Source organism: Acinetobacter sp. CIP 102637, from assembly GCF_000368425.1.
Lineage (GTDB): Bacteria > Pseudomonadota > Gammaproteobacteria > Pseudomonadales > Moraxellaceae > Acinetobacter > Acinetobacter parvus.
Genome location: NZ_KB849435.1, coordinates 2,118,644 through 2,131,043, shown reverse-complemented (window position 1 = coordinate 2,131,043; position 12,400 = coordinate 2,118,644). Strand labels below are relative to the sequence as shown.

Annotated in this window: 7 protein-coding genes, 2 tRNA genes, 3 rRNA genes and 1 pseudogene; 12 read left to right on the top strand and 1 reads right to left on the bottom strand. The window is 44.7% G+C overall.

Features of this window, described 5'->3' with window-relative positions:
- From F967_RS13235 to cysK, 9 genes are all read left to right on the top strand, one after another.
- A 16S ribosomal RNA gene (locus F967_RS13235) occupies positions 1–632 on the top strand; the annotation flags it as partial.
- Between the two features lie 177 nt (positions 633–809).
- Positions 810–886: transfer RNA gene (locus F967_RS13230), tRNA-Ile, on the top strand.
- Positions 887–957: 71 nt separating this feature from the next.
- A tRNA-Ala gene (locus F967_RS13225) sits at positions 958–1,033 on the top strand.
- A 451-nt stretch (positions 1,034–1,484) separates the two neighbouring features.
- Positions 1,485–4,378: ribosomal RNA gene (locus tag F967_RS13220) — 23S ribosomal RNA — on the top strand.
- 195 nt (positions 4,379–4,573) lie between these two features.
- Positions 4,574–4,688 (top strand): 5S ribosomal RNA (rrf, locus tag F967_RS13215).
- Between the two features lie 165 nt (positions 4,689–4,853).
- Entirely contained in the window at positions 4,854–5,159 is a 306-nt protein-coding gene (locus F967_RS13210) for an IS630 transposase-related protein (protein WP_004777610.1), read from the top strand.
- A 47-nt stretch (positions 5,160–5,206) separates the two neighbouring features.
- The gene (locus F967_RS13205; RefSeq protein WP_004777742.1) at positions 5,207–5,701 is read left to right on the top strand and encodes an IS630 family transposase; all 495 of its coding nucleotides are present in this window, start codon (positions 5,207–5,209) and stop codon (positions 5,699–5,701) included.
- Positions 5,702–5,783: 82 nt separating this feature from the next.
- Positions 5,784–5,975 (top strand): hypothetical protein, encoded by a 192-nt coding sequence (locus F967_RS13200; RefSeq protein WP_004777744.1) that lies wholly within the window; start codon positions 5,784–5,786, stop codon positions 5,973–5,975.
- Positions 5,976–6,148: 173 nt separating this feature from the next.
- Positions 6,149–7,150 carry a cysteine synthase A gene (gene cysK / locus F967_RS13195; protein ID WP_004762428.1) on the top strand — a complete coding sequence of 334 codons (1,002 nt, stop codon included), beginning with the start codon at positions 6,149–6,151 and terminating at the stop codon, positions 7,148–7,150.
- Positions 7,151–7,208: 58 nt separating this feature from the next.
- Here cysK and F967_RS13190 read toward each other — a convergent pair whose 3' ends face one another.
- A complete protein-coding gene (locus F967_RS13190) occupies positions 7,209–7,775 on the bottom strand; it encodes a lytic transglycosylase domain-containing protein (RefSeq protein ID WP_004762427.1) in 567 nt (188 codons plus the stop codon).
- 329 nt (positions 7,776–8,104) lie between these two features.
- Here F967_RS13190 and F967_RS14000 point away from each other — a divergent pair.
- From F967_RS14000 to F967_RS13180, 3 genes and pseudogenes are all read left to right on the top strand, one after another.
- A pseudogene (locus F967_RS14000) lies at positions 8,105–8,244 on the top strand (MerR family transcriptional regulator); the annotation flags it as partial.
- A gap of 13 nt (positions 8,245–8,257) precedes the next feature.
- Positions 8,258–9,448 carry an MFS transporter gene (locus tag F967_RS13185; protein ID WP_004800409.1) on the top strand — a complete coding sequence of 397 codons (1,191 nt, stop codon included), beginning with the start codon at positions 8,258–8,260 and terminating at the stop codon, positions 9,446–9,448.
- Positions 9,449–9,730: 282 nt separating this feature from the next.
- Positions 9,731–12,103, top strand: a complete 2,373-nt coding sequence (locus tag F967_RS13180) for a YgiQ family radical SAM protein (RefSeq protein WP_004800407.1) — start codon at positions 9,731–9,733, stop codon at positions 12,101–12,103.
- Positions 12,104–12,400: the final 297 nt, after the last annotated feature.

Genomic DNA, 12,400 nt, shown 5'->3' with positions numbered 1-12,400 from the left:
TCAAATGAATTGACGGGGGCCCGCACAAGCGGTGGAGCATGTGGTTTAATTCGATGCAACGCGAAGAACCTTACCTGGCCTTGACATAGTAGAAACTTTCCAGAGATGGATTGGTGCCTTCGGGAATCTACATACAGGTGCTGCATGGCTGTCGTCAGATCGTGTCGTGAGATGTTGGGTTAAGTCCCGCAACGAGCGCAACCCTTTTCCTTACTTGCCAGCATTTCGGATGGGAACTTTAAGGATACTGCCAGTGACAAACTGGAGGAAGGCGGGGACGACGTCAAGTCATCATGGCCCTTACGGCCAGGGCTACACACGTGCTACAATGGTCGGTACAAAGGGTTGCTACCTAGCGATAGGATGCTAATCTCAAAAAGCCGATCGTAGTCCGGATTGGAGTCTGCAACTCGACTCCATGAAGTCGGAATCGCTAGTAATCGCGGATCAGAATGCCGCGGTGAATACGTTCCCGGGCCTTGTACACACCGCCCGTCACACCATGGGAGTTTGTTGCACCAGAAGTAGGTAGTCTAACCTTAGGGAGGACGCTTACCACGGTGTGGCCGATGACTGGGGTGAAGTCGTAACAAGGTAGCCGTAGGGGAACCTGCGGCTGGATCACCTCCTTAACGAAAGATTGACGATCGGTAAGAATCCACAACAAGTTGTTCTTCGAGATATATCGAATGAAAGATAGAAAAAGTATTGTTTCTCTTTTTTAATTTTAGAGATAAGTCGTGCACTACGCGCTGCGCTTGTCTTGCGAAATAAAAGAAGAGATCAACGATCTCTTCTTTTATTTCTCAGGGTCTGTAGCTCAGTTGGTTAGAGCACACGCTTGATAAGCGTGGGGTCACAAGTTCAAGTCTTGTCAGACCCACCACTACTGACGAAGTGATGAATAATCACAAGCTACTAGATGAGAAGATATATCGTTCATTATGATTGTAAGCTGGGGACTTAGCTTAGTTGGTAGAGCGCCTGCTTTGCACGCAGGAGGTCAGGAGTTCGACTCTCCTAGTCTCCACCAGAGCTTCGATCAGCAAAGCAACGCTTTGCCGAAGCGCAAGACAAGCAGCTATGCTGCGCGTAGTATCTGATCTAATATGGTAGTGAAAGATATTTTTAAATTATAGAACTTAATAAATAAGGTGAATCAAGAGATTGATTTAGATTTATTAACTTCTGTGATTTATCACAGTTTACTGCAAGCTGACGAGGCTGTAGTTAATCATTAACAGATTAGAAAATTGAGTCTGAAATAAATTGTTCACTCATTCAATAACAAAGCAAGAAGAATTAATTCTTTAAGCTGAGTTGTTAGAAATGAGAACTAGCAAAAACACTGAATCAAGCGTTTTGGTATATGAATTTAGATTGAAGCTGTATGGTGATTAAATTCACAGACAACAAACCAGTAGCAATTAAGTTTGCAACGATAACACTCACTTGTATGTGTTAACGACTGTTTGGGGTTGTATAGTCAAGTAATTAAGTGCATGTGGTGGATGCCTTGGCAGTCAGAGGCGAAGAAAGACGTGATAGCCTGCGAAAAGCTCCGGGGAGGCGGCAAATATCCTGTGATCCGGAGATATCTGAATGGGGGAACCCACTTACCATAAGGTAGGTATTGCAACATGAATACATAGTGTTGCAAGGCGAACGAGGGGAAGTGAAACATCTCAGTACCCTTAGGAAAAGAAATCAATTGAGATTCCCTTAGTAGCGGCGAGCGAACGGGGAGTAGCCCATTAAGTTATGTGTGTTTTAGTGGAACGCTCTGGGAAGTGCGAACGTAGAGGGTGATATTCCCGTACACGAAAGGGCACACACAATGATGACGAGTAGGGCGAGGCACGTGAAACCTTGTCTGAATATGGGGGGACCATCCTCCAAGGCTAAATACTCCTGACTGACCGATAGTGAACCAGTACCGTGAGGGAAAGGCGAAAAGAACCCCTGTGAGGGGAGTGAAATAGATCCTGAAACCGCATGCATACAAGCAGTGGGAGCCGACATGTTCGGTGACTGCGTACCTTTTGTATAATGGGTCAGCGACTTATATTCAGTAGCGAGGTTAACCGAATAGGGGAGCCGTAGAGAAATCGAGTCTTAATAGGGCGTTTAGTTGCTGGGTATAGACCCGAAACCAGGCGATCTATCCATGAGCAGGTTGAAGGTTGGGTAACACTAACTGGAGGACCGAACCCACTGTCGTTGAAAAGCCAGGGGATGACTTGTGGATAGGGGTGAAAGGCTAATCAAACTCGGTGATAGCTGGTTCTCCCCGAAAGCTATTTAGGTAGCGCCTCGGACGAATACCATTGGGGGTAGAGCACTGTTTCGGCTAGGGGGTCATCCCGACTTACCAAACCGATGCAAACTCCGAATACCAATGAGTACTATCCGGGAGACAGACTGCGGGTGCTAACGTCCGTAGTCAAGAGGAAAACAATCCAGACCGCCAGCTAAGGCCCCAAAATCATAGTTAAGTGGGAAACGATGTGGGAAGGCATAGACAGCTAGGAGGTTGGCTTAGAAGCAGCCACCCTTTAAAGAAAGCGTAATAGCTCACTAGTCGAGTCGGCCTGCGCGGAAGATGTAACGGGGCTAAAACTATGTGCCGAAGCTGCGGATGTAACTTTTAAGTTACGTGGTAGGGGAGCGTTCTGTAAGCCGATGAAGGTGGATTGAGAAGTCTGCTGGAGGTATCAGAAGTGCGAATGCTGACGTGAGTAACGACAATGCGAGTGAAAAACTCGCACGCTGAAAGACCAAGGGTTCCAGTCCAACGTTAATCGGGGCTGGGTGAGTCGACCCCTAAGGCGAGGCCGAGAGGCGTAGTCGATGGGAAATTGGTTAATATTCCAATACTTCTGTGTAATGCGATGAGAGGACGGAGAAGGTTAAGTCAGCCTGGCGTTGGTTGTCCAGGTGGAAGGTTGTAGGCATGCATCTTAGGCAAATCCGGGGTGCTCTATGCTGAGAGTCGATAGCAAGCTGTACTTGTACAGTGAAGTGGCTGATACCATGCTTCCAGGAAAAGTCTCTAAGCTTCAGTTACACAGGAATCGTACCCGAAACCGACACAGGTGGTCAGGTCGAGTAGACCAAAGCGCTTGAGAGAACTCTGCTGAAGGAACTAGGCAAAATGGTACCGTAACTTCGGGAGAAGGTACGCTGCTGACGGTGATGGGACTTGCTCCCTGAGCGGTTGGCAGCCGCAGAAACCAGGCCGCTGCAACTGTTTATTAAAAACATAGCACTCTGCAAACACGAAAGTGGACGTATAGGGTGTGATGCCTGCCCGGTGCTGGAAGGTTAATTGATGGGGTTAGCGTAAGCGAAGCTCTTGATCGAAGCCCCAGTAAACGGCGGCCGTAACTATAACGGTCCTAAGGTAGCGAAATTCCTTGTCGGGTAAGTTCCGACCTGCACGAATGGCATAATGATGGCGGCGCTGTCTCCAGCAGAGGCTCAGTGAAATCGAATTCGCCGTGAAGATGCGGTGTACCCGCGGCTAGACGGAAAGACCCCGTGAACCTTTACTGCAGCTTGACATTGAACTTTGACCTTACTTGTGTAGGATAGGTGGGAGGCTTTGAAGTTGGAACGCTAGTTCCAATGGAGCCGTCCTTGAAATACCACCCTGGTAATGTTGAGGTTCTAACTCTGCCCCGTAATCCGGGGCGAGGACCATGTCTGGTGGGTAGTTTGACTGGGGCGGTCTCCTCCTAAAGAGTAACGGAGGAGTACGAAGGTGCGCTCAGCGTGGTCGGAAATCACGCGTAGAGTATAAAGGCAAAAGCGCGCTTAACTGCGAGACCCACAAGTCGAGCAGGTACGAAAGTAGGTCTTAGTGATCCGGTGGTTCTGTATGGAAGGGCCATCGCTCAACGGATAAAAGGTACTCTGGGGATAACAGGCTGATACCGCCCAAGAGTTCATATCGACGGCGGTGTTTGGCACCTCGATGTCGGCTCATCTCATCCTGGGGCTGAAGCAGGTCCCAAGGGTATGGCTGTTCGCCATTTAAAGAGGTACGCGAGCTGGGTTTAGAACGTCGTGAGACAGTTCGGTCCCTATCTACCGTGGGCGCTGGAAATTTGAGAGGATCTGCTCCTAGTACGAGAGGACCAGAGTGGACGAACCTCTGGTGTACCGGTTGTCACGCCAGTGGCATCGCCGGGTAGCTATGTTCGGAAGGGATAACCGCTGAAAGCATCTAAGCGGGAAGCCTACCTCAAGATAAGATTTCCCCGAGGCTTTATACCTCCTAAAGAGCCGTTCGAGACCAGGACGTTGATAGGTTGGGTGTGGAAGCACGGTGACGTGTGAAGCTGACCAATACTAATTGCTCGTGAGGCTTGACTATACAACACCCAAACAGTTGTTGTATTCAAGATAAATTCAATACACAACTTGATTTAGTGTGAAAACTAGTTAAAATGCTGAACACAAAGTTAGACTCAATATCTAATCCGTTAATAACTCTTTGGTTCGTAAGTAAGGCAGACATGAAGTGAAAACACAACATGATCAATAAGACCCCAAAACACCACAACAGTTTGCTGGCGACAATAGCAAGAGTGAACCACCTGATCCCTTCCCGAACTCAGAAGTGAAACCTCTTCGCGCTGATGGTAGTGTGGCGTTTGCCATGTGAGAGTAAGTCATCGCCAGCTTTTAAATACTAAACCTCCCAACCAATGTTGGGAGGTTTTTTATTGCTAAACAAAGAAGATTCCAACAAAATTTAATATCACTCGTACTCAATAAAATTTAGAATAGAAAAATTTCTAGTCAAGAGTATTATAGTCAAATCATTATAAAACTAATACAATGGTGCAATGAGTTATTCAGAACATTTTAGACGTAAAATTTTAGCTAAGCTTGAGGAAGGTTATTCTATTCGAGCGGTAGCTGCACAATTTGAAATTAATAAAAATACCATTGTTGAAAGGAAGAAACGTATAGAGATTAAAAAAACTCGTGTACGTAAACCTTCTAAAATTAACGATGATGCTTTACGTGAAGATGTTGAAAAGTATCCTGATGCTTATCAATATGAACGTGCTGCACGTTTTAATTGTGGTGTTTCATCTATTGGTGCTGCATTAAAGCGCTTAAATATTACAGTTAAAAAAAGACGTTAAGCCATCCTAAAGCAGATACAAGGCTTAGGGATAAATTTATTCAGCAAGTGAATGAATTAGAAAAAAACCACCCGATTATTTATCTGGATGAAAGTGGTTTTAAGTCACATGATTATAGACCTCATGGCTATTCACGAAAAGGAGTACCCTGTTTAGGGCAATATAATTGGCAATTAAAGAATCAGACCAATGCCATTGGAGCAATCCATAAAGGGGATTTATTTTCAGTCGGTTTATTTGATTGCAAAATCAATTCAGATGTTTTTCATTTTTGGATTGAGCAATTCCTGATACCAGCATTACCTGAAAATAGTGTAGTGGTTATGGATAATGCAGCATTTCATAAAAGAGCAGATATTCAGGAATTATTGGAACAACAAGGGCATAAAATTCTTTGGCTTCCTGCATACAGCCCTGATTTAAATCCTATAGAACAGATGTGGGCATGGGTTAAACGTAAGCGTAAACAATGGTTGATCGACTCAGTCGATGAGTTATTTCGAGTTTTTTTCGAATCCTGTATGAATAATAAAGTAGTTTGACTATATTCCTTATTTATTGCAGGAATCATTTGTAAAAATACCTAAATCTTTAGTGGATGAATTGAGCTTGATAGTGAATAAAATGAAAAAGAGACAAGAGTCTGTAAGGCAAAAGATTATCGAGGATTCCGCCCATCAAAATGTTTCTGCAACCTATGCTCTGGAATTGCTCGCTGCCCAGCGTTGGCTGGAGCATTTGGTTGTACATTCTGAACGGGTTGCAATTTTGCTGGGTGATACTGATCAGGGCATTGTCCATGAGGAATTGGCTTAATGCAGAGATGTGGTTAAAAGCCAGAACAGGCAATAATACAAAAAGAGTCGTGAAGCCTAGACTTGAAAGTTTTGTTATAAATCAGCATCACAAATCGTTAAATATCAATTTTTGATGATAAGGTTAAACTGCGTATAATCTTTTTAAAGACGATAAGATATAAAGGATCATTCATGACAACCGACCAACAATTTCCAACACCTGCCAACCTTGGTATTGCGGTATATGCAAATAATGCCGAAGCCATTGGTAATACACCTTTAGTTCGTATCAATCGCTTGATTAAATCAGATGCTACAGTATTGGCAAAAGTTGAAAGCCGTAATCCTGCATTTTCAATAAAATGCCGTATTGGTGCAGCCATGATTGCAGATGCGGAAAAACGTGGTGTACTTAAAACTGGTATGCATATTGTTGAACCGACTAGCGGTAATACAGGTATTGCTCTGGCATTTGTGGCGGCGGCAAAAGGTTATCCCATTACCCTGACTATGCCTGCAAGTATGAGTCTGGAACGTCGTAAGGTGCTGAAAGCCTTGGGTGCGAACCTTGTACTGACTGAACCAGCCAAAGGCATGAAAGGTGCGGTGGATGAGGCGGTACGCTTAGCCACTGAAAACCCTGAACAATATTTCTTACCACAACAATTTGAAAATCCAGCCAATCCACAGATTCATACAGATACTACAGGTCCTGAAATCTGGAATGCCACAGGGGGTAATGTTGACATTTTAGTGGCGGGTGTGGGAACTGGCGGCACCATTACAGGGATTTCACGTTATTTTGAGCAAGTGCAGAATAAGCCATTGTATTCAGTGGCAGTTGAACCAGCTGAATCACCAATTATTACCCAAACTAAAAATGGTGAGAGCATTACACCTGCACCGCATAAAATTCAGGGGATTGGTGCCAACTTTATTCCTAAAAACCTGGATTTGGACCTGGTTGATGAAGTCCTGCCAGTGAACAGTGCGGATGCGATTGACTGGGCAAGAAAGTGTGCAACGCAAGAAGGAATTTTAGTGGGTATTTCAAGTGGTGCGGCATTGGCGGCAGCGGCCCAGATTGCTGAACGTCCAGAAAATGCAGGGAAAACCATTGTGGTGATTTTACCTGACAGTGGTGAGCGTTATCTATCTTCAGTGTTATTTGAGGGCTTGTTTGACGAGGCTTAATCAGTCGTTGAATATAAAAAAACCATGCCTTTAGCGCATGGTTTTTTTATTGTCCAATTTAAAGTGCTTTCTTTAAAGCCTTTTCATGTCGCTTCACCGATCTTGCATATTTCTTGCCTTTGTGTCGTGTCCAGAAACTGCGTTGATAACCTGTTGGTCCAACATTGTAATAGGCAACGGCTTTTGACCAGCTTCCCGCAGATTTATAGTAGGTCGCAAGGACCTGGGTGCCACAGTTAATATTGACACTTTCATCATAAAGATTGCCAGGACAGGCCTGACGCCAATGACTTGGAATGATTTGGGTCAGTCCCACCGCGCCCGTCGGTGAGCGTGCGGCACTGTTGTAGTTGGATTCCTGTCGAATAATCGCCGCAATTAAAAGTGGCGAAACATCGTAACGCTCTGAGCTTTGAATGATGATTGGCGATACGCGATTGGCGGTACTAGGTGAAACAGAATAAGCGGTTTGTAATCCTGATGAGAGTTGATTGGAACGATTGGCAAATGATCCGCTTAGACTGCTGCATGCAGACAGGGTGATAGCGCTCAGAACCAGCCCGATTCTTAAAAGCAGCAAGATGGGTTTTTCAAGAATGTATTGTTGAGTTGTTAGGATTTGCAAAGCAAACAACCAGAAAAATAAAATGATGAGTCATGGTATTAAGCCAAATTGAGGGAGTCAATAGCGATTATTTTATCGTTCTATGTCTATGCGAATTAAACACCAGGTCAATAAAAAAGCCCCGACATCCTGTCGAGGCTTTCTCATATTTGGTTTCTTACCGCCAACTCCTGTCAACGACCACGTCCTGTGCTTCTTGTTGTTCTGAATGAGACTTCCTGTCTCTCTATGATTTGTATATTAGGGGATAAACCTGCTATCAGCTATTCGCCAATCACCGCAACCTGTGTACGCTTTAACCTACAAAATACAGGATTATGGCCAGATAGTTACATTTTATCAGTGGGGGTTGAGGCATGCAGCAGTATGTCGCGCAGAAAATCATATGCAATGCCCAACGTTTCAGGTTTTTTTAAAGGTGGTCATTACAGGGAGTCTAAAAAAGACTAAAATCAAATCAGACCTGTAGAAAAAGCTGATTTATGTCGGACATTGTCAAAACCCATATTGAATATGGTTCAAAATCATTTACCGCGATTTTATGGTCATTGTTCTTTGCAGGGTTTGCCTCTTTCTCATCCCTGTACTGTGTGCAGCCGATGATGCCGATTTTTGCAAAGTTCTTTCAGGTCAGCCCGACACATAGTAGTTTTCCATTATCCTTTTCCACCATTGCCCTGGCCATTGGCCTGCTGTTTACAGGCTTTATTTCTGATCGTTTCGGGCGCAAACCGATTATGGTGTTTGCCTTGTTCCTTGTTTCGGTTTTATTGCTGGTCAGTGCGTATTTTCCAATCTGGGAAATTTTCTTAACAACTCGTATTTTTATAGGCTTGGCGGTGAGTGGTGTTGCCGCAGTTGCCATGACCTATATTGGAGAGGAGATTGCACAGAAAGATATTGGTTTGGCGATGGGGCTGTATATCTCAGGCACAGCGATTGGAGGGATGGGTGGACGTTTGATTGCAGGGGTATTGGTTGATTTTATCTCATGGCAATCAGCAACTTATATTATTGGTTTTATCAATCTTATCATTGCCTGTCTGTTCTATTTACTCTTACCCAAGTCCCAGCATTTTCAACCCTATCCTTTTCGATTTTCCCGTTTTAAGGCAGCGTTTGAACAAAACTTAAAAGACCGTAAATTACGCATCCTGTTTGCCGAGGGTTTTATCCTGATGGGATGTCTGGTCACGGTGTTTAATTATATTAGTTATCACCTGCTGGAAGCACCATTTCAATTATCACAAAGCTGGATTGGTTTAATCTCGATTGCCTATTTGGCAGGAATTTACAGTTCATCAAAAGCAGCACAGTGGAGTTTTAAATATGGTCGGGCCAAAGTTTTACCCCTCATGTTATTGATGATGATGGCTGGATTGTTGATTACCCTGATTCCAGCGCTTTGGGCCATTCTGTTGGGACTGATTATTTTTGCCTTTGCCTTTTTTGCAGCACATTCCACCGCCAGCAGTTGGGTATCTGTGCAGGCAATTCAGTATCGGGCGGTGGCTGCATCGCTGTATTTATTCTGCTATTACATCGGTTCCAGTTTGCTGGGAAGTAGTGGTGGCCTGATCTGGGAAAACTTTGGCTGGATTGGGATCAATCTCAGTGTGGTGTTGGTATTGGCTTTTGGCCTGATTTTATCGATTCGTCTAAAGGCTTTATAATAAAAATAACATGATGAAATGTGCAGAGATGGCAAGAAATGCAATTCCTGAGCAATATCGATTATTAAGAATGATTCAGTTGGTAACGAATGGTTATTACAGGCCTCATTGAGTACTCACTTGAAAATTTATAGATTGCGAGTGAATTTTAGGCAGATTAATTCTTATCCCTTTGTTTCTGTATGTTTTATAAACAAGGAAAATGAATCAAATTCATGTTAAAATGATCGGCTTTCATCTTTAGATGTCTCTCCTCCATCTGCTAGCCGAGATTCGCAAGCCATGTCTACTGCCTACACCATGCAGACCGCGCCAAAAGCGCTGTTTGATTACGACAAATATTGGGCGTCGTGTTTTGAACCCGCACCATTTTTGCCGATGTCACGAGAAGAAATGGACCTGCTCGGCTGGGATGCATGTGACTTTATTTTGGTTTGTGGTGATGCCTATATTGACCACCCATCCTTTGTGTCGGGTGTGATTGGGCGTGTGCTTGAGGCACAGGGCTTCCGTGTCGGGATTATTGCGCAGCCAGATTGGACCAATGTGGAAAGCTTCCGTGTGCTGGGCAAGCCCACCATTGCGTGGGGGGTAACGGCTGGGAACATGGATTCAATGATCAACCGTTATACGGCAGATCGTAAAATCCGTTCGGATGATGCCTATTCTCCAAACAATGAAGCAAATAAACGCCCTGATCGTGCGGCAACCGTGTATTGCCAGCGTTGTCGTGAGGCATTTCCAGATGTGCCTGTATTGCTGGGAGGGATTGAGGGCAGTCTACGTCGTATCGCACACTATGATTATTGGTCAGACAAGGTTCGTCGTTCCATTTTGATGGATTCAAAGGCTGACCTGTTGATGTATGGTAATGGTGAGCGTGCCATTATCGAGGTGATGCATCGCTTGGCCAAAGGTGAAAAAGTGCATGACATTACCGATGTTCGTGGTACAGCATTTATTATTAATAAGCACAATAAAGCTTCCAAGGCAAAATTCGTTGAAATTGCCAGTAACGATGTCGATACCATTGGACGTGTCGATCCCATCATCAATCCCTATGTGATGACAGAAGACATTGATGGTTGCGAGGTTGAGAAAGAAAAAGGCAATTCCTTAGCCCAATATCAAAATTTCCAGAAAGAAATTGTGGCAAATCCAATTGTACGTGAGGGCGATCAGTTAGACCCTGATACCCAGATTGTGCAACTGAGAGCTGCACCATCCAAGGCAATTAAGCATAAACTGCCACCACGTGAACTGGCGGTGATTCGTTTGCCCTCATTTGAAGAGGTGGCGAATGACCATGTGCTGTATGCCCATGCCAACCGTATTTTGCATCTTGAAACCAATCCAGGCAATGCGCGTGCCCTTGTTCAACGCCACGGTGAACGTGATGTCTGGATTAATCCACCGCCTATTCCACTGACCACAGAGGAAATGGATTACGTGTTTGACTTGCCGTATGCACGTTTACCACACCCTGCCTATGGGGATGCACGTTTCCCTGCATTTGACATGATCAAGTTCTCTGTCAACATCATGCGTGGCTGTTTTGGTGGCTGTACATTCTGTTCGATTACGGAGCATGAGGGGCGGATTATCCAGAACCGTTCGGAAGACTCGATTTTACGTGAAATTGAAAAGATCCGTGATACTGCACCGAATTTTACAGGCATTATTTCAGACTTGGGTGGTCCAACCGCCAATATGTACCGTCTGCACTGCAATGATCCTGAAATTGAGAAGAACTGTCGTAAGCCATCCTGTGTCTACCCAGGCGTATGCCAGAACCTGCACACCGATCATGCACCACTGGTTCAGCTTTACCGTAAGGCACGTGAAATCAAGGGTGTGAAGAAGATTCTGATTGGTTCAGGCCTGCGTTATGACCTTGCGGTACTCAATCCTGAATATGTCAAGGAACTGGTACAGCACCATGTCGGTGGTTACCTGAAGATTGCGCCTGAGCATACCGAACAGGGGCCACTCTCCAAGATGATGAAACCTGGAATTGGTACCTATGACCGCTTTAAGCAAATGTTTGAGCGTTTTAGTAAGGAAGCGGGTAAGGAACAGTATTTAATCCCATACTTTATTGCTGCACATCCAGGTACAACCGACTACGACATGATGAATCTGGCGGTCTGGTTGAAGAAGAACGGTTTCCGTGCCGATCAGGTACAGACGTTCTATCCATCGCCGATGGCTACTGCCACCACCATGTATTATTCTGGCAAGAATCCACTGTCCAAGGTGGCACGTCATACTGAAAATGTGGATATTGTTAAGGGTGAGAAACGTCGCCGTTTGCATAAGGCATTCCTGCGTTACCATGATCCAAACAACTGGCCTCTATTGCGTGAAGCCTTAAAGGAAATGGGACGTTCGGATTTGATTGGAAATTCCAAACAGCACCTGATTCCGACCTACCAGCCACAGGGAACCGCTGAGGGGGAATATAAGTCTGCTCGCAAGAAGAACTCCACTTTGGCGGGAGATTCCGCAAAACGTACAGGACAGCCGCAATCAGGCCAGAAACGTCCACAAAAAGGGCAGATTCTGACCCAGCATACGGGCTTGCCGCCGCGTGAAACAGGTGAGAAACGACCTTTTTCGGCAAAACCAAAACCGAAGTCCAAGGCCCATCGTTAAGTTGAGTTTGGGAAAGCCTGAGTCTTTCATGCTTTCCTTTTGATACACAAATGAGAGGGTAGTCACAAATGATTGGTAAAACTACAATTTATAGAAACATATACTGACAATATCGAGTTGAATATTCCCCGCAGGATGATTATAAATAAAGGTGAAGGACACTTTTACGACTTTGGTCGGCTGTTCAAACACGATTAAAAAATTTAAGTTTGTACTGCGAAAATGACTTTACTATCGCTCGCTGTTGATTAAAAAGTATTGATTAAAAAAATTGGCATCAAAGCCAAAATGATTATA

What these genes read in the sequence shown, in the direction of transcription:
- F967_RS13210 (WP_004777610.1), top strand. Translation starts at nt 4,854, where the DNA reads ATGAGTTATTCAGAACATTTTAGACGTAAAATTTTAGCTAAGCTTGAG.
- F967_RS13200 (WP_004777744.1), top strand. Translation starts at nt 5,784, where the DNA reads ATGAAAAAGAGACAAGAGTCTGTAAGGCAAAAGATTATCGAGGATTCC.
- cysK (WP_004762428.1), top strand. Translation starts at nt 6,149, where the DNA reads ATGACAACCGACCAACAATTTCCAACACCTGCCAACCTTGGTATTGCG.
- F967_RS13185 (WP_004800409.1), top strand. Translation starts at nt 8,258, where the DNA reads ATGTCGGACATTGTCAAAACCCATATTGAATATGGTTCAAAATCATTT.
- F967_RS13180 (WP_004800407.1), top strand. Translation starts at nt 9,731, where the DNA reads ATGTCTACTGCCTACACCATGCAGACCGCGCCAAAAGCGCTGTTTGAT.